22 protein-coding genes and 5 tRNA genes are annotated in these 23,611 nt (G+C 37.7%); 25 read left to right on the top strand and 2 right to left on the bottom strand.

The features are described from left to right. Nucleotides 1-72: 72 nt before the first annotated feature. The gene (locus ACH3O9_RS01930) at nucleotides 73-1,341 is read right to left on the bottom strand and encodes an exo-beta-N-acetylmuramidase NamZ domain-containing protein (RefSeq protein WP_416443827.1); all 1,269 of its coding nucleotides are present in this window, start codon (nucleotides 1,339-1,341) and stop codon (nucleotides 73-75) included. Between the two features lie 7 nt (nucleotides 1,342-1,348). On the opposite strand from ACH3O9_RS01930, the gene ACH3O9_RS01925 reads away from it, so the two are divergent. Further along, nucleotides 1,349-2,578, top strand: a complete 1,230-nt coding sequence (locus tag ACH3O9_RS01925; RefSeq protein WP_416446605.1) for an ABC transporter permease — start codon at nucleotides 1,349-1,351, stop codon at nucleotides 2,576-2,578. A gap of 129 nt (nucleotides 2,579-2,707) precedes the next feature. After that, nucleotides 2,708-3,712 (top strand): PLP-dependent cysteine synthase family protein, encoded by a 1,005-nt coding sequence (locus tag ACH3O9_RS01920; RefSeq protein WP_416443825.1) that lies wholly within the window; start codon nucleotides 2,708-2,710, stop codon nucleotides 3,710-3,712. Between the two features lie 52 nt (nucleotides 3,713-3,764). On the opposite strand, the gene ACH3O9_RS01915 is transcribed toward ACH3O9_RS01920, so the two are convergent. Further along, nucleotides 3,765-4,289, bottom strand: coding sequence for a hypothetical protein (locus tag ACH3O9_RS01915; RefSeq protein WP_416443823.1), 525 nt, complete (start codon nucleotides 4,287-4,289; stop codon nucleotides 3,765-3,767). Nucleotides 4,290-4,372: 83 nt separating this feature from the next. Here ACH3O9_RS01915 and ACH3O9_RS01910 point away from each other — a divergent pair, with 83 nt between their 5' ends. From ACH3O9_RS01910 to rpoB, 23 genes are all read left to right on the top strand, one after another. Continuing rightward, nucleotides 4,373-5,656 carry a DUF2851 family protein gene (locus ACH3O9_RS01910; protein ID WP_416443821.1) on the top strand — a complete coding sequence of 428 codons (1,284 nt, stop codon included), beginning with the start codon at nucleotides 4,373-4,375 and terminating at the stop codon, nucleotides 5,654-5,656. Between the two features lie 30 nt (nucleotides 5,657-5,686). Then, nucleotides 5,687-5,914 carry a PspC domain-containing protein gene (locus tag ACH3O9_RS01905; RefSeq protein ID WP_416443819.1) on the top strand — a complete coding sequence of 76 codons (228 nt, stop codon included), beginning with the start codon at nucleotides 5,687-5,689 and terminating at the stop codon, nucleotides 5,912-5,914. Nucleotides 5,915-5,917: 3 nt separating this feature from the next. Continuing rightward, complete coding sequence (locus ACH3O9_RS01900; RefSeq protein WP_416443817.1) at nucleotides 5,918-6,925, top strand: potassium channel family protein; 1,008 nt, start codon at nucleotides 5,918-5,920, stop codon at nucleotides 6,923-6,925. Nucleotides 6,926-7,018: 93 nt separating this feature from the next. Next, the gene (locus ACH3O9_RS01895) at nucleotides 7,019-8,707 is read left to right on the top strand and encodes an alanine/glycine:cation symporter family protein (RefSeq protein ID WP_416443815.1); all 1,689 of its coding nucleotides are present in this window, start codon (nucleotides 7,019-7,021) and stop codon (nucleotides 8,705-8,707) included. 228 nt (nucleotides 8,708-8,935) lie between these two features. Then, nucleotides 8,936-10,597 carry an alanine/glycine:cation symporter family protein gene (locus ACH3O9_RS01890; protein ID WP_416443813.1) on the top strand — a complete coding sequence of 554 codons (1,662 nt, stop codon included), beginning with the start codon at nucleotides 8,936-8,938 and terminating at the stop codon, nucleotides 10,595-10,597. A 37-nt stretch (nucleotides 10,598-10,634) separates the two neighbouring features. Continuing rightward, a complete protein-coding gene (locus ACH3O9_RS01885) occupies nucleotides 10,635-11,471 on the top strand; it encodes a ComEA family DNA-binding protein (RefSeq protein WP_416443811.1) in 837 nt (278 codons plus the stop codon). Between the two features lie 80 nt (nucleotides 11,472-11,551). Next, entirely contained in the window at nucleotides 11,552-12,739 is a 1,188-nt protein-coding gene (locus ACH3O9_RS01880) for an acyl-CoA dehydrogenase family protein (RefSeq protein WP_416443809.1), read from the top strand. A 97-nt stretch (nucleotides 12,740-12,836) separates the two neighbouring features. Then, nucleotides 12,837-13,031: a 30S ribosomal protein S21 gene (gene rpsU, locus ACH3O9_RS01875; RefSeq protein ID WP_416446603.1), complete on the top strand. Its 195-nt coding sequence runs from the start codon at nucleotides 12,837-12,839 to the stop codon at nucleotides 13,029-13,031. Nucleotides 13,032-13,136: 105 nt separating this feature from the next. Continuing rightward, the gene (locus ACH3O9_RS01870; RefSeq protein ID WP_416443807.1) at nucleotides 13,137-14,078 is read left to right on the top strand and encodes a tyrosine-type recombinase/integrase; all 942 of its coding nucleotides are present in this window, start codon (nucleotides 13,137-13,139) and stop codon (nucleotides 14,076-14,078) included. Between the two features lie 32 nt (nucleotides 14,079-14,110). After that, nucleotides 14,111-14,413 carry a ribosome hibernation-promoting factor, HPF/YfiA family gene (gene hpf, locus ACH3O9_RS01865; protein ID WP_416443805.1) on the top strand — a complete coding sequence of 101 codons (303 nt, stop codon included), beginning with the start codon at nucleotides 14,111-14,113 and terminating at the stop codon, nucleotides 14,411-14,413. A 98-nt stretch (nucleotides 14,414-14,511) separates the two neighbouring features. Continuing rightward, nucleotides 14,512-14,585, top strand: a tRNA-Thr gene (locus ACH3O9_RS01860). 62 nt (nucleotides 14,586-14,647) lie between these two features. Further along, a tRNA-Tyr gene (locus ACH3O9_RS01855) sits at nucleotides 14,648-14,730 on the top strand. A 69-nt stretch (nucleotides 14,731-14,799) separates the two neighbouring features. Continuing rightward, nucleotides 14,800-14,872: transfer RNA gene (locus tag ACH3O9_RS01850), tRNA-Gly, on the top strand. Between the two features lie 123 nt (nucleotides 14,873-14,995). Beyond that, nucleotides 14,996-15,067 (top strand) — tRNA-Thr (locus ACH3O9_RS01845). A 137-nt stretch (nucleotides 15,068-15,204) separates the two neighbouring features. Beyond that, the gene (gene tuf, locus ACH3O9_RS01840; protein WP_416443803.1) at nucleotides 15,205-16,392 is read left to right on the top strand and encodes an elongation factor Tu; all 1,188 of its coding nucleotides are present in this window, start codon (nucleotides 15,205-15,207) and stop codon (nucleotides 16,390-16,392) included. Nucleotides 16,393-16,453: 61 nt separating this feature from the next. Continuing rightward, nucleotides 16,454-16,526 (top strand) — tRNA-Trp (locus ACH3O9_RS01835). 79 nt (nucleotides 16,527-16,605) lie between these two features. Further along, nucleotides 16,606-16,803: a preprotein translocase subunit SecE gene (gene secE / locus ACH3O9_RS01830; protein WP_416443801.1), complete on the top strand. Its 198-nt coding sequence runs from the start codon at nucleotides 16,606-16,608 to the stop codon at nucleotides 16,801-16,803. A gap of 10 nt (nucleotides 16,804-16,813) precedes the next feature. Then, a complete protein-coding gene (gene nusG / locus ACH3O9_RS01825) occupies nucleotides 16,814-17,368 on the top strand; it encodes a transcription termination/antitermination protein NusG (protein WP_416443799.1) in 555 nt (184 codons plus the stop codon). Between the two features lie 71 nt (nucleotides 17,369-17,439). After that, complete coding sequence (rplK, locus tag ACH3O9_RS01820; protein ID WP_416443797.1) at nucleotides 17,440-17,877, top strand: 50S ribosomal protein L11; 438 nt, start codon at nucleotides 17,440-17,442, stop codon at nucleotides 17,875-17,877. 21 nt (nucleotides 17,878-17,898) lie between these two features. Then, nucleotides 17,899-18,594: a 50S ribosomal protein L1 gene (rplA, locus tag ACH3O9_RS01815; protein ID WP_416443795.1), complete on the top strand. Its 696-nt coding sequence runs from the start codon at nucleotides 17,899-17,901 to the stop codon at nucleotides 18,592-18,594. Nucleotides 18,595-18,607: 13 nt separating this feature from the next. Further along, nucleotides 18,608-19,129 carry a 50S ribosomal protein L10 gene (gene rplJ / locus ACH3O9_RS01810; RefSeq protein WP_416443793.1) on the top strand — a complete coding sequence of 174 codons (522 nt, stop codon included), beginning with the start codon at nucleotides 18,608-18,610 and terminating at the stop codon, nucleotides 19,127-19,129. Nucleotides 19,130-19,187: 58 nt separating this feature from the next. Then, complete coding sequence (gene rplL, locus ACH3O9_RS01805; RefSeq protein WP_416443791.1) at nucleotides 19,188-19,562, top strand: 50S ribosomal protein L7/L12; 375 nt, start codon at nucleotides 19,188-19,190, stop codon at nucleotides 19,560-19,562. Between the two features lie 187 nt (nucleotides 19,563-19,749). Continuing rightward, the gene (rpoB, locus tag ACH3O9_RS01800; RefSeq protein ID WP_416443789.1) at nucleotides 19,750-23,562 is read left to right on the top strand and encodes a DNA-directed RNA polymerase subunit beta; all 3,813 of its coding nucleotides are present in this window, start codon (nucleotides 19,750-19,752) and stop codon (nucleotides 23,560-23,562) included. The last annotated feature ends 49 nt before the right edge of the window (nucleotides 23,563-23,611 follow it).

Below are 23,611 nucleotides of genomic sequence, written 5' to 3'. Positions count from 1 at the left end.
AAGAATTAGCAATTTTCACACCTTGCGGGCTTGCCCGAGGTTGTTGATTTAACATGGTGACAGATTAGATGATCATTTATAAATTAAATACTTAGATCTTATTTTTTTAAAAGTATCAAGATCTGCCTGCCAGCTTTGTCTAATCTCCTCCATGGTTAAACCGGCTTCTATTTGCTGCTGCAATTTTGCAGTTCCCGCGTGAGCGGTGAAGTTGGCTGTATTAAAGAATGCATCTTTATTGATATAATTGTTATAAGCGTCAATAATCCAATTAAGGTTTACTTCCTTCATTCTTGGCGTGTTGCGCAAATCGATCCCGTGGCAGATCTCACCATTAAATTTCGGATTTTTAGCCCCAAAATTGGGTTTTGGGGTATAAATAAGCGGATATTTTGATTCCGGTAAGTACGGCGAACCAATAACTTGAAACTGCATATCTGTACCACGCCCGGCGTTGAGGTTTGTACCTTCAAGTAAACCTAGGCTGGGATAGAGATTAATTGCTTTATCATTAGGTAAATTGGGCGATGGCCTTACAGGAAGCGAGTAGGGCAGGGCATGTTTGTAATTTTCCAATGGGATGACGGTAAGGTCACATTTTAAAGAATCACTCAACCAGCCTTCACCGTTCATCATTTGCGCATATTCACCTATTGTCATCCCGTGAACAAGTGGAACGCCGGCATGCATGCCTAAAAAGCTAGTGTGTTCTTTTTCCATAACCGGGCCGTCAACGTAACTTCCGTTGGGATTAGGTCTATCTAGAATAATTACAGGGATTCCCGCTTCGGCAGCAGCTTCCATCACGTAGTGCATCGTAGCGATATAGGTATAAAAACGTACACCTACATCCTGAATATCGAATACCAGAATATCTATTCCGTTAAGTTGATCTTGCGTAGGTTTTTTATTTTTTCCGTAAAGTGAAACCACGGGTAAACCAGTTTTTGCGTCTTTACCGTCTTTTATAGTTTCACCGGCATCTGCGGTTCCGCGAAAACCATGCTCGGGAGAGAATACTTTTACAATATTTATGTTTAGACTTAGAAGTGAATCTACGAGATGCGTATATAGCTTTTCGCCTTGAGCCGAAGTTTTAGAGAGAATAAGCGAACTGGGATTTCCTACTATTCCTACCCGTTTTTGATGCAAAAAAGGGAGGTATTTATCAGTGCGATTTGCACCAAGAATAATTGGGTTTAAGGTTTCTGGTTTTTGGTTCAAGGTTTTGTGAGCCTGTGTATTTTTCGCAGAAGCGGAACCAGTAGCACTTTTATTGGCACATGAAAACAGAATAAGAAGAAATAAAAAAACGGTACTTTTGAGCAAACGTAACGCCATAGGACGATTGAATTTTGAATATTTTATTGCCAAACGCATAATTAAGGCTGGAAAGTATAAAAGTACTGCTTCAACCCCTATAATTAAAATTGCGATTATCGCCATTGTTCTGGGAGTTGTCATGATGATGATCACTATTGCGACGGGCGTGGGGCTTCAGCAAAAAATACGTGAGAAAGTCTCTGCTTTTAATGGTGATATTATCATCTCAAATTTTGACGGTAATAACAGCGATATCACGCTGAATCCTATTTCAACTAAACAAGATTTTTACCCAAATTTTACAGCTGTGCCTGAAGTCACCCATATTCAGGGAACGGCCACAAAAGCGGGCGTCATTCGCACCGAAACAGATTTTGAGGGAATAATAGTTAAAGGTGTTGGTACAGATTATCGCTGGGAATACATGAAAGAATTTCTGGTAGCCGGCAGACTTCCTGATTATTCTAATGGACTAAATACAGAAATTCTTATAAGCAGGTATCTCGCAGATAGGCTTGGTTTTAAAAATAATGACAAGGTAATTGTCTATTTTTTAAAGGAAGACGGCGGATTTTTAAACAGGCGCTTTGATATTGTAGGGATTTATGATTCCGGTTTTCAGGAATTTGACCAGAGTTATCTTTTTGCAGATATTAGGCATATTCAGAAATTAAATAAATGGGAAGATGATGAAGTGGGCGCTTTTGAGGTTTTCGTCAATGATTTTAATAATCTACAGAAAATAGGTAATGAGGTCTATGCAAATACGGGTTCGCTGCTTAACTCGATGACTATCACGCAGAAATATTATTCCATTTTTGAGTGGCTGTCGCTTTTTGACTTCAACATCGCATTAATAATAGGAGTGATGATCATTGTGGCGGGTATCAATATGATTGTTGCGCTTCTTGTTCTTATTCTGGAGCGCACAAAAATGGTAGGTATCTTGAAAGCGCTGGGAAGTTCTAACTGGACAATCAGAAAAATATTCATGTACAATGCGCTTTATCTGGTTATACAGGGACTTTTCTGGGGGAATATAATTGGGATAGGCTTAATCCTTATCCAGAAATACTTTGGTGTGATTTCTTTAAATCCGGAAACATATTATGTAACTGAAGCTCCGGTCTATTTAGATTGGGGATACATCCTTTTATTAAATATTGGGACTTTTATTCTTTGTGCGGCAATGTTGCTGATACCATCTTATATTATTACCAAAATTTCTCCGGTCAAGACGATCAAGTTTGATTAATAGACCTTTTACATCTAGCTAAACCAATTTTAAGGTACTCATCAAATTCCCGGATTTAGATTTTGATTAACAGCTCATTTTTTACCTTCCGAAGAAGAAAAGGTATATTTAGCTGTTAAAAACCCATTTATGGATTATGTTGAAAATATCCTTGGCACGATAGGAAATACGCCACTTGTTAAACTGAATAAACTCACCGCAGAGCTACCTTGTCTTGTGCTTGCTAAATATGAAACCTTTAATCCGGGAAATTCTGTAAAGGACAGAATGGCTGTAAAAATGATAGAAGATGCCGAAAAAAAAGGACTACTAAAACCCGGCGGGACAATTATAGAAGGCACGTCTGGAAATACGGGGATGGGTCTGGCGCTTGCTGCAATCGTGAAGGGTTACAAGTTGATCTGTGTTATGTCTGACAAGCAAAGCAAAGAGAAAATGGACATACTCAAAGCCGTGGGAAGCGAAGTTATAGTATGCCCAACAGATGTAGCTTCAGATGATCCCCGGTCTTATTATTCTACTGCTAAGAGACTAGCGACAGAAATTGACAACTCCTGGTATGTAAACCAATATGATAATTTAAGTAATACTCAGGCCCATTATGAAAGCACCGGTCCTGAGATCTGGAAACAAACCGATGGAAAGATCACACATTTTGTAGTTGGCGTAGGCACCGGTGGTACAATCTCTGGAGTAGGGAAATATTTAAAAGAACAAAATCCTGATATTAAAATTTGGGGTGTTGATACATACGGCTCAGTTTTTAAAAAATATCATGAAACCGGAGAATTTGATAAAAATGAAATTTATCCTTACGTAACCGAAGGTATAGGCGAAGATATTCTACCTAAGAATGTGAATTTTGAGATTATTGATGGTTTCACAAAAGTGACTGATAAAGATGCTGCGATCTACACACAGCGTCTTTCAAAAGAAGAAGGTATGTTTTTGGGCAACTCTGCAGGTGCTGCGATAAAAGGATTACTTCAGCTAAAAGATAAATTTACTAAAGACGATGTGGTAGTGGTTCTTTTCCATGATCACGGTAGTAGATATGTAGGCAAAATGTACAATGATGAATGGATGAAAAAAATGGGTTATTTAGATGAAAAAGCGGCCAGTGAGCTTAAATAATAGAAAAGGCTGCTCAAGAAGCAGCCTTTTTTGTTATTCTTATTATTAAATTTTAAGAATCTTCACGTTTAACATCCAGAGAAGTGATTCTGTATTCACCGTCGTCTGTCTTTTGTTTCATAAGTTCTGCTGTACCGCTATAGGTTTCCTGATTACCCTGCGCAGTTGTGCCGGTATACCGTATTGGCATTTTTACAGAATAATTATTACCCATATCACTTACTGTGGGTTTCTCATCTGTAAAACTTACTTCAATATTTTCATATTTAGACTGCTTCTCTGAGAATTCTGAAAATGAACCACGATTACTACCGGGATCCATTAGATCATAAGCATCACGTGGCTGGCTTCTGCCTAAAGCGCCATAATAATCATTAATGACACCTTTAGCCTCATTGATCTCGTTTTGATCATCTGCAGATGGCATTTCATCTACTATCGCTTTTTCATACTGAGTGCTAATGTTATCTTGTTCTTCTAATTGAATTTCGTCTTCATCTTTTTGTGTTTCTCTGTTACCACAAGAAGTTATACTTATAGCCAGAAGAGCGATGAATAATAGATTTAATCGTTTCATAGTTAGTTGATTTTTGTTTTAAAATTACCAAAGCAACAGCAAATTGTTATTAAGGTTATGCTAAATTCTTATAGCTTTAAAAAATGAAAGAGGAGTTTCTTCATTATTTATGGAAATATAAAAAGTTTGCTTTCGCGGAAGCTAAATCAATCTCAGGAGAATCAATAACCTTAATTAACAGCGGTGCGCACAATCATCTGGCCGGGCCAGACTTTCTGAATGCACAGTTAAAAATCGATGATCAATTATGGGCGGGAAATGTAGAGATACATTTAAAATCATCTGGCTGGTATGCGCATCAACATGAGGAAGATCGCGCTTATGATAATGTTATACTACATGTGGTATGGGAAGACGATACGCCAGTGTATGGCCCAAACGATCTGCAGTTAACCACCCTGGTTTTAAAAAATTATGTAAACCCGGAACTTATTACAGGTTATAGAAAATTATTTTATGAGCAAAAATATCAATTTATAAACTGTGAAAATGATTTTGAAAAAATCCCCCCATATCTAATAAAAAACTGGCTAGAACGGCAATATATCGACCGTTTAGAAGAGAAAGTACTTTTTATAGAAAAGCTGCTAAAAGCTTCTAATAACGATTGGGAAGCGGTTCTCTTTACAATGCTGGCGCGCAATTTTGGTACTAAGATCAATGCGCAGGCATTTGCTGATATGGCGGGGAATATTCCTTTTTCTGTCATTCGTAAAATCTCTAATAATACCGGCGAATTAGAAGCACTCTTTTTAGGAGTGAACAATTTATTGCCTAAGGACGATGCAGAAAGACAAATTAAGCTCTGGAAAGAACAATACAGATTCATTAAGTCAAAATATGCAATTGATGAAAACGCGATTCCTATTCAATATTTTAAACTTCGCCCGCCTAATTTTCCAACTATCAGACTGTCACAATTGGCCAATTTATATGAGAAAGAATCACAGCTTTTTCAAAAGGTTGTTGCTATAAAAACTAAAAAAGAGAGTTACGCTTTGTTTGATGTGAATGTTTCAGAATATTGGAAAACTCATTATAACTTTGGGAGAAGTCATTCGCCAAGAGCGAAAAGACTAAGTAATTCATTTGTCGATCTTTTACTTATAAATACTATTATTCCTATTCAATTTGCGTATTCTAAATACATGAACCTAAATAAAGAAGCTGATCTTTTACAGCTAATCATGTCTCTTAAAGCGGAAAAGAATAGTATTGTTGAGGGTTTTAAAAATCTAAGAGAACTTGACGATCATGCACTCAACTCTCAGGCGCTTTTGCATTTAAAGAAACATTATTGTGATGTAAACAGATGCCTGCATTGTGCTGTGGGTAACTATTTGATTTCGCAATCAGCGAAAGAATAATGCAAGCTTAATTTTAGTAATTTGCAAGTGATGAAATTAATTTACGCTATTCGGCATTTTTTTGAGCGCAACGGCTTCTATGTGTCCTCACGTCTGGCAGACCGCCTGGGAATACGTACAAAGAATGTACGACTATTCTTCATTTATCTGTCTTTTGCAACAATGGGATTGGGTTTTGCTATATATCTTACGCTCGCATTCTGGCTAAAATTAAAAGATCTGGTTTACACAAAACGTTCTTCTGTATTTGATCTATAAATTATGCTAAAGCTTTTTAGATTTAAAATATATCTCGCGTTACTTTCTATATTAGGAATGGTGTCTGTAGGTATATTTGGTTTTAGGGTATTTGCGCATCACTCCTGGATAGACTCTATCTACATGACCATTATAACCATAAGTACTGTAGGTTATGGTGAGGTGCAACCTTTAAATGATAGTGGGAAAATGTTTGCTGTTTTTCTTATTATTACGAGCGTTATCACATTGGGTTATGCAATTACAATTATTACAGAATATATTTTAAGCCGAAGTAATTACGAACTTTTAAAACAGAAAAAAGTGCAAAAGAAGATAGATAGTTTTTCAGGTCATGTGATAGTTGTGGGTTATGGTCGTAATGGGAAGCAAGCTGTGCAAAAACTCATGACTTACGGTAAACCCTTTGTAATTATTGAACGTAATGATCAAATTGCAGACAGATTTGAAACTGAAGATGTTCTATTTGTACGCGGCAACGCAAATGAAGATGAGGTTTTATTAAAGGCGGGAGTAGAGCGAGCTTCTACACTTATTTCTGCTTTACCAGACGATTCTAATAATTTGTTTGTTGTTCTTTCTGCGCGCCAGATCAACTCTAAATTAAAAATAATAAGTCGCGCTTCTGAAGAAACGACTTATCAAAAATTAAAATTTGCCGGGGCAGACAATGTAATTATGCCAGACAAGATAGGAGGTGATCACATGGCCTCTCTGGTAGTTGTCCCTGATCTTGTTGAATTTTTAGATAATCTACAGGTATCGACAGAAGGCAGTGTTAACGTGCAGGAAATCACTTATGAAGCGGTGTGCCCAGATAATCGGGATCGTACAATACGGGATATTGATCTGCGTAACAAAACAGGTTGTTCTATAATAGGATATAAATCTCCCAGCGGCGATTATATCATCAATCCTGAAGCTTCGCTATTAATAGAAATGAATTCAAAACTGATAGTGATAGGCAGGCCTGAACAAATAAAAAAATTACATAAAGAATTTGCGATTTAATATTATGTTTACATTTAGCTAAAGTTGGGATCACCAGAGTGATTTTGGAAATTCATCAACTTCTGAATCATTAACTAAATTATTCTGGTAAATATGAAAAAATCCCTTTTTCTATTGGTATTTCTGTGTGCAACATTATCTTCTTTTGCGCAACAGACAGGAGAGGTAGGTATCGATGAGCAAATAAACCAAGCCTTTGCTCCTGTTTCAAATTTCTTTTCAAAACTAATATTCTTTACAGTTTTTGATACACCGTTCGTATTGATACTTCTTGTTTTTAGTGCGCTCTTTTTTACGGTTTATTTTGGTTTCCCAAATTTTAGATATTTCTGGCGCGCCATACAAACAGTACGAGGCAAATATGAAGATATAGAGAATCATGGTGCTAAAATATTATATGGAGAAGAGGGTATCGCAAATGGTGTTGATATGAATACCGTTAAAGATTTTGAATCTCATATAGAAAGTCTGGATGATGACCTTGCTATAGACGGTGATATTATCGATACAATTCGTGACGAAAGCTCTGCAGGAGAAGTAAGCCATTTTCAGGCTCTGGCGACTGCGGTTTCTGGTACCGTAGGAAATGGAAATATAGCTGGCGTAGCTTTGGCAATTGCACTGGGAGGTCCCGGGGCAACTTTCTGGATGATCATTTGCGGTCTGTTGGGTATGTCGACCAAATTTGTAGAATGTACTCTTGGTGTTCAGTACCGTGATGTGGGTACAGACGGGACTATTTATGGCGGGCCTATGTATTACTTAACAAAAGGTTTAAAAGAAAAAGGTTTTGCAACTCTGGGTAAAATTGCCGCAGTTCTATTTGCTGTTTTCTGCATAGGCGGCTCATTTGGTGGTGGTAATGCAGCACAGTCTAACCAGGCAACTATTGTGTTAAAAGAATTATTCAATCTTGAAAGTACGGGTGCAGGATTCTGGATAGGGATTGTTCTGGCCGTTTTAGTAGGAATTGTGATCATAGGTGGTATTAAAAGAATCGCCTCTGTAACCGAAAAAATCGTTCCTTTTATGGCGATTATGTATCTGGCGGCTTGTATTTACATTGTACTGGCCAACATAGGTTTGATGGATGATGCAATTGCATTGATTATTGAAGAAGCTTTTAATCCCAGAGCTATTGGTGTTGGGAGTATAATAGGTGTGCTGCTGGTTGGTTTTAAGCGAGCTGCTTTTTCTAATGAAGCAGGAGCAGGGTCTGCTTCTATTGCACACTCGGCAGTACGTACAAAATATTCTGCCAGCGAAGGTCTGGTTGCACTTCTTGAACCTTTTATAGACACGGTGGTAATTTGTACAATGACTGCACTGGTTATTATCATTTTTAATTTTAATGGTGCTTTTGAATATGGTGGTGATGGCTCTGGAGCAGTTATTATAGATGGTTTGTCATACGAAGGAGCAGGAATTACTTCAAAAGCTTTTGCTGAGTTTATTCCATTTTCTCAAATATTTCTAACAATCGCAGTTGTTCTATTTGCTGTTTCTACTATGATATCCTGGTCGTATTATGGTTTACAGGCCTGGAAGTATTTATTTGGCAGAGGGAAAACCGCTGATCTCGTTTATAAATTACTCTTTCTGACATTTGTTGTAATTGGGGCTGCAGCAAACATGAAATCGATCTGGGATTTTTCTGATGCGATGATTTTTGCGATGATTTTTCCTAACATGGTAGGTCTTTTCTTCCTCTTTCCGGTGGTAAAACAACAACTCACACGCTATTTATCTGCCATAAAGCTGAAAGAAGCTGCTATTAAATAGCAGAATTTCTATAAATAGGGAACTATATATTAATTTCTTCAGTAAATTGCTAATTAAAGGTTAATACTAATTATCAATTTATTGAGGATTTTTTTTGTAGAAAATTGAATCGTATTTCGCATCATTCTCTACCGATTGAGTATTTTAACTGGTTTTGTCTTTGAAGCAGACTATTTTTTTAGCATCTTGCCGTTTTCATCTAAAAAATATAATAACCCAGAATTTCTCATGAATAAATTTATACTCTCGATTTGTTGTTTAATATTTCCTTTTTTCAGTTTTGCCCAAGAAAGTCAAAGTTTAGGCGAATCAATTAATGAGTCTTTTGCAAAATATACAACTCCCATAGTAGACTTAATTTTTTACCCTGTACAAATTGCAGGTAAAGATCTGCCCATCGTAATTATTCTTTTATTATTAGGTGCGATGTTCTTTACTATTTATTTTAAAGGGGTAAACTTTATGTATACCAAAACCTCGTTAAAAACTGCTTCTGGTAAATATGATGAACTAGATCATCATGTTCCCGCAGATGAGGAAATCGTGGTTGAAGATGGAAAAATTAAAGATACCATTCACTTAACTGGTGAAGTTCCCGGTGAGGTTACACACTTTCAGGCATTAACCGCTTCTCTTTCTGCTACTGTAGGTCTGGGGAATATTGCCGGTGTAGCCGTAGCAATAGCATTGGGTGGTCCAGGTGCAACGATCTGGATGATACTAGCCGGAATTTTAGGTATGGCCTCAAAATTTACAGAATGTACTTTAGGTGTTAAATACCGTGAAGTTGATGAAGAAGGTAAGACTTATGGTGGTCCCATGTATTACCTGTCTAAGGGTCTAAAAGAAATGGGTATGGCCGGTCTTGGTAAAGTTCTCGCCGTATTCTTTGCAATAATGTGTATAGGTGGCTCCTTTGGTGGGGGTAACATGTTTCAGTCTAATCAGGCTGCTTCTCAATTGATCCAGATGATGGGGTGGGAAAATCCTAATGCTGGTCTTTATAGCGGTATTGTAATGGCAATAATCGTTGGGCTTGTTATTATAGGTGGTATAAAAAGAATAGGTTCTGTTACTGAAAAAGTGGTTCCATTTATGGCTATCATTTATATTCTGGCAGGTCTAATAATTATCTGTATCAATTATGATATGATACCTTACGCTGCTAACCAGATTTGGCAAGGTGCAATAAATCCTAATGCAGCCTTTGGTGGTGTAGTAGGAGTTTTAATTGTAGGTTTTCAACGTGCGGCGTTTTCTAATGAAGCTGGTGTTGGGTCTGCGGCTATTGCACATTCTGCGGTAAAAACTCGTTACCCGGCAAGTGAAGGTTTAACTGCACTGCTTGGGCCATTTGTAGATACAGTTATAATTTGTACTATGACTGCTGTTGTAATTGTTATTACAAACGCAAAGCACAACTTATTTACCTATGGTAATCTTGATGCTGCAAGTAATGTAATGCTTAATGCTACAAATCAACCCATAAATGGTGTAGATCTAACTTCTGTAGCTTTTGATTCTGCAATACCTTATTTCTCTATAGTACTTACTATCGCAGTTATTTTGTTTGCAATTTCTACTATGATCTCATGGTCATATTATGGTCTTCAGTCCTGGAAATATTTATTCGGAAAAGGAAAAACTTCTGATGTTGTTTATAAAGTTCTATTCTTATTATTCCTTATCGTAGGAGCATCTTCAAGTCTTGGTGCGGTGATCGCTTTCTCTGATGCGATGATCTTTGCTATGGTATTTCCCAATATAATTGGTCTGTTGCTGCTTTCGCCAAAGGTTAAAAAGGAATTAAGAAAATACCTCAATGCCATTAAAATAGGTAAGATGAATGCTTCTATAGATCATGAAAGCAAAGAAGTAAAAGAAATATAAATCACGATTAAAAATGTCTTTAAAATCCCACTTGCTTATGGATGTCCAGAAGCGTAGTGGGATTTTGATTTTAATCATACTCATTGTTGCAGGTCTTGCTGTTTATATATGGGTTGATTTTTCGCCAGAATTAGATTATAATAAAGAGCGGGTAGTTACAATTCAGCGGCAGATAGATTCTATAAAATCAGCCGAAAAACAGGTTGAAAAACCCGATTTTTACCCGTTTAATCCCAATTTTATTAGCGATTACAAAGGATATACTTTAGGGATGTCTCCTGAAGAAATTGATAAACTGCATCGCTTTCGCGAAAGCGATAACTGGATCAACTCTGCAGCCGATTTTAAGCAGGTTACAGGCGTTTCTGACTCACTTTTAGCCGATATTTCCCCATATTTTAAGTTTCCGGAATGGGTTACCAACTCAACTTCAAAAAATAAATCTGTCACTACCAGCAAAGAAAATCCTAAGAAAGCTCTCAATAAAATTACGCATGATGAATTGATGAGTATTGATGGGATGACCCAAAAAGCAGCGCGTGATATTCTATATTTTAGGAAACGTATAGGTGGCTTCTTAGAAGATAATCAATTATTTGATGTTTACGGGGTGCCAAATAAGGTGGTTTATGCTATAAAAGACAAATACACAGTTATAAATGAGCCACAAATAGAAATAATGAATGTGAATACCGCCAGCGCTTCAGATCTTTCTACGCTGCCATACATCACTTTTGACGTGGCAAAAGAAATAGTAGATTACCGGCTGCTGCATGAGGGGATTGAAGACCTTGATGAATTGAATAAAATACCGGGAATAACGCCATACAAATTTGACCGAATTAAATTATATTTGTCGACCAACCAAAATTAGTTCAGGTTTTTGAATTTAGACATCTTTACCTGCCTGCAACCTCTGCCAATTGAATTTTTTATAAACCCAAAAAGCGGTACATGAATAACACCTATTTTTCAGAAGAGCACAGACTCTTTAGAGAAAGTTTGCAAGATTTTTTAAAAAAGGAAGTTGTCCCTCATATAGATGAGTGGGAAGAAACCGGGATAATAGATAATCGTATCTGGAAGAAATTTGGCGATATGGGTTATTTTGGCCTTGCCTATCCAGAAGTTTATGGTGGTCTCGATCTTGATCTTTTTTATACCGTAATACTTCTTGAAGAGTTACAGAAAATAAATTCTGGTGGCTTTGCTGCGGCAATATGGGCACATGCTTATCTGGCGATGACCCATCTTAAGGCTGAAGGAGATGAGTTTATAAAATCTAAGTATCTCGCAGCAAGTATTGCAGGAGATATGGTAGGCTGCCTTTGCATTACAGAACCCTTTGGTGGTTCAGATGTGGCAGGTATGCGCTCTACAGCGGTACAAGACGGCAACGACTTTATTATCAATGGCTCTAAGACCTTTATTACTAACGGCGTTTATTCAGACTATCTTGTGGTAGCGGCAAAAACAACTCCAGAAAAAGGTAATAAAGGTATTTCGTTATTTGTAATAGATAGGGAGACCAAAGGCGTAAGCGCTACTAAATTGAATAAATTGGGTTGGCGAGCTTCAGACACGGGTGAGATAGCTTTTGATAATGTACGTGTTCCTCAGGAAAATGTTTTAGGAGAGATTGATAAAGGTTTCTCTTACATCATGCAGCATTTTGCCCTTGAGCGCTTAATTATGGGTGTTAATGGTCATGCGCGTGCAGAATATGCACTTGATTATGCAATGAAATATGCTTCAGAGCGAATGGCTTTTGGTAAGACGATAGATAAATTTCAATCAATGCGTCACAGTATTGCAGAGATGGCTAGTGAGATTGAGATGTGTAAAGCATTTAATTATGCTGTTGCGAAAAATCTTGATGCCGGGGATTATGTCGTTAAAGAAGCAAGTATGTCAAAATTACTTTCAACTAAAATCGCAGATGAAGTAATTTATAAATGCCTTCAAATATTGGGAGGCTATGGTTATATGGAAGATTACCCAATGGCCAGAATGTTCCGCGATAGTAGACTAGGGCCTATAGGCGGCGGTACATCTGAAATTTTAAAAGAAGTTATCGCTAAGATAATTATAGATAAGAAGGAATATAAGCCTGCAGCAGAGCAAAGCAAGGTAGCAAAGTAGTTGCAAAATGTTTTTTTAATATTAGTTGTAGCTTCTATTAAATAAATTATCTTTGCAGCCTGAAAACAGTAAGAATCAAAAGAAAGGAGGTACCACTATGTTAATTATACCAGTAAAAGACGGAGAAAATATCGATAGAGCGCTTAAGCGTTTTAAAAGAAAGTTTGACAGAACAGGAACAATGCGTAAGCTGCGTGATCGTCAGGCCTTCACAAAACCATCTGTATCTCGCAGAAGGGAAATACAGAAAGCATCTTACATCCAGGGTCTAAGAGATCAGGAAGATATTTAGTAAAATCTGTCTAATCCTATTTTTAGGATAATGGGTTTTTAACGGAAAGACTTATCCTCTTTCATTATAAAAGAAATCTGCCTAGATTAAGGTTTACCTTAATTTATGGCAGATTTTTATATTTATAATCTTTATATTAAAGTAAAATTCTCAATGTATATAAATCCCTTTTTAGAATATCTGCAGCTTGAGCGTAATTATAGTAAACACACTGTTGCTGCCTATCATAATGATATAGCGGGCTTTTTTGAGTTTGCTGAAGCTAATTTTAATATTACAGAGCCGGCAGAGATAAGTTATACGATAGTGCGCAGCTGGATCGTAAAATTGGGTGAAGAAAATATTACTACCCGAAGTATTAATAGAAAGATTTCTTCTCTTAAAACTTATTACAAATTTCTTCATAAAATAGGGCAGGTGACAGATTCGCCTTTAAAGAAGCATAAAGCGTTGAAAATGTCTAAGAAGATCCAGATCCCATTTTCTTCTTCAGAAGTTGACGATGTCTTTAAGCTCATTGATGATCTAAAAGGTTTTGAAGTTGTAAGAGATAGATTGATCGTAGAACTTTTTTATGGTACGGGAATGCGTCGTAGCGAATTGATTAATTTAAAGAATGTAGATGTAGATATTGAGTCGGCTACTGTAAAAGTATTGGGAAAGCGTAATAAAGAGCGCCTGTTACCACTGCTTAATCCCGTATGCGATAGTTTAAAGCTTTATGAAGAAGAAAGAGCACTGCGCTGGCCACAAAATACAGAGCCATGGCTTTTGTTGAATAATAAAGGCGTTAAAATGCATGAAACGTTTGTTTACAGAAAGATAAAAAGCTATTTTAGTAAGGTTTCCCCCAAGGTAAAAACAAGTCCTCATATGTTACGACATACTTTCGCGACTCATTTACTCAACCACGGGGCTGATTTAAATGCTGTGAAGGAATTGCTGGGGCACACGAGTCTAGCCGCTACTCAGGTCTATACGCACAATAGTATAGCAGAACTGACGAAAGTACATAGTGCTGCGCACCCTCGCAATACCGAGCAGTAGTAACTCTTTTTATTAACTTAAAATGGCAAACTATGAAAGTAAGTGTGCAAACTCCGAATTTCGATGCAGATCAAAAATTGATCAATTTCATTCAAAAAAAAATGGATAAGCTCGAACAGTATTATGATCGAATTATTTTTGCAGATGTGTTCTTAAAAGTTCAAAACACGAAGAGCAGAGAGAATAAAATAGTCGAAATTTTATTGAGTGTCCCTGGAGATGAGATAATTGTAAAAAAGCTTGCTAAGAGTTTTGAAGAGGGTACAGATAACTGCGCACAGTCACTGGAAAGATGGTTGCTAAAGCGAAAACATAAAATTAGAGCAATTGCCTAAAAAAAAATCGCAAAAAGTTTTGTTAGATATAAAATTATTCTACATTTGCAGTCCGTTAGAAATAGCGGACTTTTTTACGCTCAGTTAGGCGTTTAAAAGCCGATGTAGCTCAGTTGGCTAGAGCACGTGATTTGTAATCTCGGGGTCGGGGGTTCGAGTCCCTTCATCGGCTCAAAATCAAAGCGTTAGAGAATTTCGCTTCGTTTTTTGAAATACTGGAAATACCAATAAAATGGGGAGATACTCAAGCGGCCAACGAGGACAGACTGTAACTCTGTTGTCTTTCGACTTCGCAGGTTCGAATCCTGCTCTCCCCACAAAATTATTTAATGATTAAGCTGATTTTTTAATTTATACTTCATAAATTTGCAGCCTGAAAATTAAAAGCGGGAGTAGCTCAGTTGGTAGAGCGTCAGCCTTCCAAGCTGAATGTCGCCGGTTCGAACCCGGTCTCCCGCTCAACAGAACTTCTTTATTGAAGTTTATAATGAGGCGCAAGCCTTTTCCAAGCCCTTTTAGCTGAGTAGGTCAGCCCGGGCAAAATTTGTAAAACTTCTATAGTGGAAAGATTTTGCACATTAAGCCGACGTAGCTCAGGGGTAGAGCGTTTCCTTGGTAAGGAAGAGGCCACGGGTTCAAATCCCGTCGTTGGCTCAAGAGCAGAATAACTGCTTAGTAAACGGGTGTTTTTTTAACGCTCCGTTTTTTTGCATGCGTAAAAAATCGTAGCATACTCGTTAGCTTAAAAAAATTGAACACTAATAATAACTAAGATTAAAATTATTTAAATCATGGCAAAGGCAACTTTTGATCGTTCCAAACCCCACTTAAATATTGGTACTATAGGACACGTAGATCACGGTAAAACTACCTTGACTGCTGCTATTACTACAGTACTTGCTAATGCAGGTCTTTCTGAATTAAGAAGCTTTGATTCTATTGATAATGCTCCTGAAGAAAAAGAAAGAGGTATTACAATTAACACTTCTCACGTTGAGTACGCAACTGCTAATCGTCACTATGCTCACGTTGACTGTCCAGGTCACGCGGATTATGTGAAGAATATGGTAACTGGTGCTGCTCAAATGGACGGCGCTATTCTTGTTGTTGCTGCTACAGATGGTCCAATGCCACAAACACGTGAGCACATCCTTCTTGGTCGTCAAGTAGGTATTCCTCGTATTGTTGTTTTCATGAACAAAGTGGATATGGTTGATGATGAAGAGCTTCTTGAGCTAGTTGAGATGGAAGTGCGTGATTTATTAAGCTTCTATGAATATGATGGTGATAATGGTCCTGTTGTACAAGGTTCTGCTTTAGGTGCATTGAATGGTGAGCAGCAATGGGTTGATAAAGTTATGGAGCTTATGGAAGCTGTTGATAATTGGATTGAGCTTCCTGCGCGTGATGTTGATAAGCCTTTCCTTATGCCTATAGAAGATGTATTCTCTATTACAGGTCGTGGTACTGTTGCAACTGGTCGTATCGAGACTGGTGTTGCTAACACTGGAGATCCTGTTGAGATCATTGGTATGGGTGCTGGTAAATTAACATCTACTATTACGGGTGTTGAGATGTTCCGTAAGATATTAGATAGAGGTGAAGCTGGTGATAACGTTGGTATCCTACTTCGTGGTATTGAGAAAACTCAAATCACAAGAGGTATGGTAATCACTAAGCCAGGTTCTGTAACTCCACACTCAAGATTCAAAGCTGAGGTTTATATCCTTAAGAAAGAAGAAGGTGGTCGTCACACTCCATTCCACAATAACTACCGTCCTCAGTTCTACGTACGTACAACTGACGTAACTGGAAACATTGCGCTTCCTGATGGTGTTGAGATGGTTATGCCTGGTGATAACTTGACTATTACTGTTGAGTTGATTCAGCCTATCGCTCTTAACCTTGGTCTGCGTTTCGCTATCCGTGAAGGTGGTAGAACAGTAGGTGCGGGTCAGGTGACTGAAATTTTAGACTAAACATTAGTTTATAGATATAAAGACTAAGGCGTTCGTTTTTACGGATGCCTTGGTTTTATAAACGGGTTTAGCTCAGTTGGTAGAGCACTGGTCTCCAAAACCAGGTGTCGGGAGTTCGAGTCTCTCAACCCGTGCATTAAGATACGAGCATTTTAATTCTTAAAATAGTTTGTATGTAAAGGAGTAAATATCCTTTTAAATCAAAAAATAATTATGGCTGGATTAATTAACTACATTCAAGAGTCTTATAACGAACTCAAAAATCATGTAACCTGGACTCCTCTTTCTGAGGCGCAACGTTTAACTGTTGTTGTTGCTGTTTTTGCTATAGTTTTCTCTCTGGCAGTTTGGGGTGTAGATACTGTTTTTAGCAGGGCTATTAAAGCTTATTTTAATCTTGTAGGTGCTTAATAATAACACAATGGCTAAGACAAACAATACCAAAGATTGGTACGTGGTAAGGGCCGTGAGTGGTCAGGAGAATAAAATTAAGGGATATATAGATCAGGAGGTTTCAAGATTTGGCCTTGAAGATTATGTTGAGCAGGTTCTTGTTCCTACTGAAAAAGTTATCCAGATACGCAACGGTAAGAAAGTTAATAAAGAGCGTGTTTATTTTCCTGGTTATATAATGGTTCATGCAAACCTTGGTGGTGAAGTAGCTCACATGATTAAGTCTATTAATGGTGTGATAGGATTTTTAGGAGAAACTAAAGGTGGTGATCCTGTGCCTTTGCGCATGTCTGAGGTTAATCGTATGCTTGGTAAGGTAGATGAGCTTTCTGTTAAGGCAGATAATGTAGCTATACCATTTATTACAGGTGAAACGGTTAAAGTTATCGATGGTCCTTTTAATGGTTTTAATGGAACTGTTGAGAAGATTAATGAAGAGAAGCGTAAGCTGGAGGTTATGGTTAAGATTTTCGGAAGAAAGACGCCTCTTGAGCTTAGTTATATGCAAGTTGAGAAAGTATAAGTGTTACACATATATTAGATATAGTTCTTCTGCTTCCAACTGATAGAACGTATCAAACTAAATTATTTAAAATGGCAAAAGAAGTAAGTAAGGTTGTTAAGTTGCAAGTAAAGGGAGGCGCCGCAAACCCCTCTCCGCCTGTTGGACCAGCTTTAGGTGCTGCCGGTGTTAATATCATGGAGTTTTGTAAGCAGTTTAATGCGAGAACTCAAGATAAGCCTGGTAAAGTACTTCCTGTTGTTATTACTGTTTATGGAGATAAGTCTTTTGACTTTGTGGTAAAAACTCCTCCTGCGGCAGTCCAGTTATTGGAAGCAGCTAAATTAAAAGGTGGTTCTGGAGAGCCTAACCGTAAAAAAGTTGCTAATGTAACATGGGATCAGGTTAGATCTATTGCAGAGGATAAAATGCCAGACCTTAATGCGTTTACTATTGAAAGCGCAATGAAAATGGTTGCTGGTACAGCGAGATCCATGGGAATAACTGTAAAAGGGCAAGCTCCTTTTTAACATCCAAAAAAAGCAATTAAAATGGCAAAAGTAACTAAAAAGCAAAAAGAATCTCGCGCTAAGATTGAGGGTGGAAACACTTATAATCTAGCCGATGCTTCTGCTTTAATAAAAGAAGTAAGCAGCGTAAATTTTGACCCTTCTGTTGACTTAGCTGTACGTCTTAACGTAGATCCACGTAAAGCGAACCAAATGGTTCGTGGAGTGGTGACTCTTCCTCACGGAACTGGTAAAGATGTAAAGGTTCTTGCTCTGGTAACTCCAGATAAAGAAGCTGAAGCGAAAGAAGCAGGTGCAGATTACGTTGGTCTTGATGAATATCTTGAGAAGATCAAAGGTGGGTGGACAGATGTAGACGTAATTGTAACCATGCCTAGCGTTATGGGGAAATTAGGTCCTTTAGGTCGTGTTTTAGGTCCTCGTGGCTTGATGCCTAACCCTAAAACTGGTACAGTAACAATGGACGTGGCTAAAGCCGTTTCTGATGTGAAAGCTGGTAAAATTGATTTCAAGGTAGATAAAACTGGTATTGTACATGCTGCTATAGGTAAGGCGTCTTTTGATGCTGAAAAAATAGCTGCTAACGCCAGAGAATTGATAACGACATTAGTAAAGTTGAAACCTACTGCTGCAAAAGGTGTTTATATTAAGAGCATCTTTATGTCTAGTACTATGAGTCCTAGTGTAGAGGTAGATTCTAAAAGATTTGCTGAGTAGAAAATAGTATATTATGACAAGAGAAGAAAAATCACAGGTAATTGAAGATTTGACTGCGCAGTTGGCTGAAAGTACTAATATCTACTTAACAGATATTTCTGGTTTGAATGCAGATGCTACTTCACGTTTAAGAAGAGCTTGTTTTAAAGCTGGTATACAACTTGCAGTGGTTAAGAATACATTGCTTGCAAAAGCGATGGAAACATCAGAAAAAGATTTTGGAGAATTACCTGAAGTATTGAAAGGTAATACTTCTATCATGCTTTCTGAAGTTGGAAATGCACCAGCAAAGGTTATTAAAGAATTTCGTAAGAAATCTGACAAACCTTTTCTTAAGGGAGCATTCATAGAAGAGGCTATCTACGTTGGTGATGATCAATTAGAGTCTCTGGTTAATATCAAGTCAAGAGAAGAATTGATAGGCGATATCGTAGGTCTTCTACAGTCACCAGCTAAGAACGTTGTTAGCGCTCTTAAATCTGGAGGCGGAACAATTGCTGGTATTATCAAAACCCTTTCGGAAAGAGAAGGTTAATCAAGTACGCACTTTTTAACATATATAATTAGAATAATTTTTTTTAAAACGATAGAAAATGGCAGATTTAAAAGAATTCGCAGAACAGTTAGTTAACTTAACAGTAAAAGAAGTTAATGAGTTAGCTACTATTTTAAAAGATGAGTATGGTATCGAGCCTGCTGCTGCTGCAGTAGCTGTTGCTGGTCCTGCTGGTGGTGGTGGTGATGCCGCTGAAGAGCAAACTGAATTTGATGTAATCCTTAAAGCAGCTGGTGCTTCTAAATTAGCGGTTGTAAAACTTGTTAAAGAACTTACCGGAGCTGGTCTTAAAGATGCTAAAGAATTAGTTGATAACGCACCAAGTCCTATTAAAGAAGGTATTGCTAAAGATGAAGCTGAAGCAATTAAATCTCAACTAGAAGAAGCTGGTGCTGAGGTTGAGCTTAAGTAAGCTCACAATATATAAATACAAAGGTTTAGGTCTTCCCAATAATGCGGGATGGGCCTAAACCATTTGTCGTATATGGTGATTACATCATAATTAGGACAATAAATTGAATGCCTTAGGAGTTAAAATTTAGCTTCGAAACCCATATAGGGTTAATAATTTTACTTTAATTAAATTCCGTTCGTTGAAGATGCAAGCAAAACAAGCTGAAAGACTGAATTTCTCATCGGTAAAGAACAGGCCTGAATACCCTGACTTTTTGGATATACAGATCAAATCCTTCCAGGATTTTTTCCAGTTGGAAACCAAGTCTGAAGAAAGAGGAAAAGAAGGACTTTACAACACATTTCTAGAGAACTTCCCAATTACGGATACCCGTAACAATTTTGTACTAGAATTTTTAGATTACTTTGTTGATCCGCCAAGATACTCTATCCAAGAATGTATCGAGCGTGGCCTTACTTATAGTGTACCTTTAAAGGCACGTTTGAAACTATACTGTACTGATGATGAGCATGAAGATTTTGAAACGATCGTTCAGGATGTATATTTAGGTACTATACCTTATATGACGCCTAGCGGAACATTCTGCATCAATGGTGCAGAACGTGTTGTTGTATCTCAGTTACACCGTTCTCCTGGTGTTTTCTTTGGTCAATCTTTTCACGCTAACGGCACAAAATTATATTCTGCCCGTGTAATACCTTTTAAAGGTTCATGGATAGAATTTGCAACCGATATAAACAGCGTAATGTATGCTTATATCGACAGAAAGAAAAAGTTACCTGTAACTACTCTTTTCCGCGCGATTGGTTTTGAGCGTGATAAGGATATATTAGAAATTTTTGACCTAGCAGAGGAAATAAAAGTTTCTAAAACAGGATTAAAAAAATATTTAGGACGAAAGTTAGCTGCACGTGTTTTAAATACATGGCATGAAGATTTTGTAGATGAAGATACTGGTGAGGTTGTTTCTATTGAGCGTAATGAGATCGTTCTAGATCGTGATACGATTTTAGAGAAGGAACACGTTGATGAGATCTTAGATTCTGGTGCAAAAACTATTCTTTTACATAAAGAGGATAATCTGCATGCAGATTATGCTATTATTCACAATACTTTACAAAAGGATCCTACTAACTCTGAAAAAGAAGCAGTAGAGCACATCTATCGTCAATTACGTAATGCTGAACCGCCAGATGAGGAAACTGCTCGTGGTATTATAGATAAATTATTCTTTAGTGATCAACGCTATAATTTAGGTGAAGTTGGTCGTTATAGAATGAACAAGAAACTTGGTCTTGATATTGGTATGGATAAGCAAGTGCTTACCAAAGAAGATATCATAACTATTGTAAAATATTTAATCGAGCTTATCAATTCAAAAGCAGAGATTGATGATATTGATCACCTTTCTAACCGTCGTGTGCGTACGGTAGGTGAGCAATTATCTTCTCAGTTTGGTGTTGGTCTTGCTCGTATGGCTCGTACTATTCGTGAGCGAATGAATGTAAGAGATAACGAGGTGTTTACGCCTATTGATTTGATCAATGCGAAAACTTTATCGTCTGTTATCAATTCATTCTTTGGTACAAACCAGCTTTCTCAGTTTATGGATCAAACCAATCCGTTAGCAGAGATCACGCATAAGCGTCGTCTTTCTGCATTAGGGCCTGGTGGTTTATCAAGAGAAAGAGCAGGGTTTGAGGTGCGTGATGTGCATTATACACATTATGGTCGTCTTTGTCCTATAGAAACTCCGGAAGGACCTAACATTGGTCTTATATCTTCTTTAGCTGTTTATGCTAAAGTAAATGGTATGGGCTTTATTGAAACTCCGTACCGTAAAGTTGTAGATGGTTCTATTGATCTTAAGACAGAACCTCAATATTTAAGTGCAGAGGAAGAAGAGGGTATGTTAATTGCTCAGGCAAACAACCCGATGGATGATAATGGTACGATTGAACCAGAACGTGTAATTGCACGTATGGAAGGTGACTTCCCGGTTGTTGAACCAAATACTGTTCATTACGCCGATGTATCTCCTAACCAGATCGCTTCTATATCTGCATCTTTAATTCCGTTCTTGGAACATGATGATGCAAACCGTGCTTTGATGGGATCTAACATGATGCGTCAGGCAGTACCACTTTTACGCGCAGACTCACCTATCGTAGGTACAGGTCTTGAGCGTCAGGTAGCTTCAGATTCAAGAGTATTGATAAATGCTGAGGGTGATGGTGTTGTTGAGTACGTTGATGCCAACGAGATTACTATTAAGTATGACAGAACAGATGAAGAGCGTTTAGTAAGTTTTGAAAGTGATTCTAAGAATTACAAGCTTATTAAATTCCGTAAAACTAACCAGAGTACTTCTATCAACCTTAAGCCTATTGTTAGCAAAGGTGATCGTGTTAAGAAAGGTCAGGTACTTTGTCAGGGTTATGCAACTGAAAAAGGAGAGCTTGCTCTTGGTAGAAACATGAAAGTAGCTTTCATGCCTTGGAAGGGATATAACTTTGAGGATGCGATTGTAATTTCAGAAAAAGTAGTACGTGATGATATATTCACATCTATTCATGTTGATGAGTATTCATTAGATGTTAGAGATACTAAATTAGGTAATGAAGAATTAACTAATGATATCCCTAACGTTTCTGAAGAAGCAACTCGTGATCTTGATGAGAACGGAATGATTCGTATTGGTGCAGAGGTTAAACCTGGAGACATTCTTATTGGTAAGATAACTCCTAAAGGTGAATCTGATCCTACACCAGAAGAGAAATTATTACGCGCGATCTTTGGTGATAAAGCGGGAGATGTTAAAGATGCATCTTTAAAAGCTTCTCCATCACTTCGTGGTGTGGTTATTGATAAAAAGTTATTCGCGAGAGCGATTAAAGATAAGCGTAAGCGTGCAAAGGATAAGGAAGATATTTCTGCTCTTGAAGCCGATTACGATGTGAAATTTGACGATCTTAAGAATGTTCTTGTTGATAAGTTGTTCCAACTTGTAAATGGCAAGACAGCTCAGGGTGTTAAGAATGATCTAGGAGAAGAGATTTTACCAAAAGGTAAAAAGTTTACTCTTAAAATGCTTAACTCTATAGAAGATTACACACACCTTACACAAGGAACGTGGACTACAGATACTGTTACTAATGAAATGATAGCAGATCTGTTACACAACTACCGTATTAAGGAAAATGATCTTCAGGGTAACTTAAGACGTGAGAAATTTACTATTTCTGTAGGGGATGAGCTTCCTGCTGGTATTATTAAACTGGCTAAAGTTTATGTTGCTAAGAAACGTAAATTAAAAGTAGGTGATAAAATGGCGGGTCGTCACGGTAACAAAGGTATTGTTGCTCGTATTGTTCGTCAGGAAGATATGCCTTTCCTTGAAGATGGAACTCCTGTTGATATCGTGCTTAACCCACTTGGGGTACCATCACGTATGAACATTGGTCAGATCTATGAAACGGTTCTTGGATGGGCTGGTCAAAAATTAGGTCAAAAATATGCAACGCCAATTTTTGACGGGGCTACTCTTGATCAAATTAATGAATTGACAGATTCTGCCGGAATTCCAAGATTTGGTCATACTTATCTTTTTGATGGTGGAACCGGAGAGCGTTTTGATCAACCTGCAACTGTAGGTGTGATTTACATGCTTAAACTGGGGCACATGGTAGACGATAAGATGCACGCGCGTTCTATAGGGCCATACTCATTGATTACTCAGCAACCTTTAGGTGGTAAAGCACAGTTTGGTGGTCAGCGTTTTGGTGAGATGGAAGTTTGGGCACTTGAAGCTTATGGTGCTTCTGCTACTCTTAGAGAGATACTGACGGTAAAATCTGATGATGTTATTGGTAGAGCTAAGACGTATGAGAGCATTGTAAAAGGAGAACCTATGCCAGAACCAGGCTTGCCAGAATCATTCAATGTATTGATGCACGAGCTTAAAGGACTAGGACTAGACATTCGTCTGGAGGAATAGATACAAATTAGGCTACGTTTTTTCGGAAACGTAGCTTTATAAGGTATCA

Source organism: Leeuwenhoekiella sp. A16 (genome assembly GCF_047946675.1).
In the GTDB taxonomy this organism is placed as follows: domain Bacteria; phylum Bacteroidota; class Bacteroidia; order Flavobacteriales; family Flavobacteriaceae; genus Leeuwenhoekiella.
Note: the sequence above shows the minus strand (reverse complement) of the source record. Positions and strands in the feature narration are given on the sequence as shown.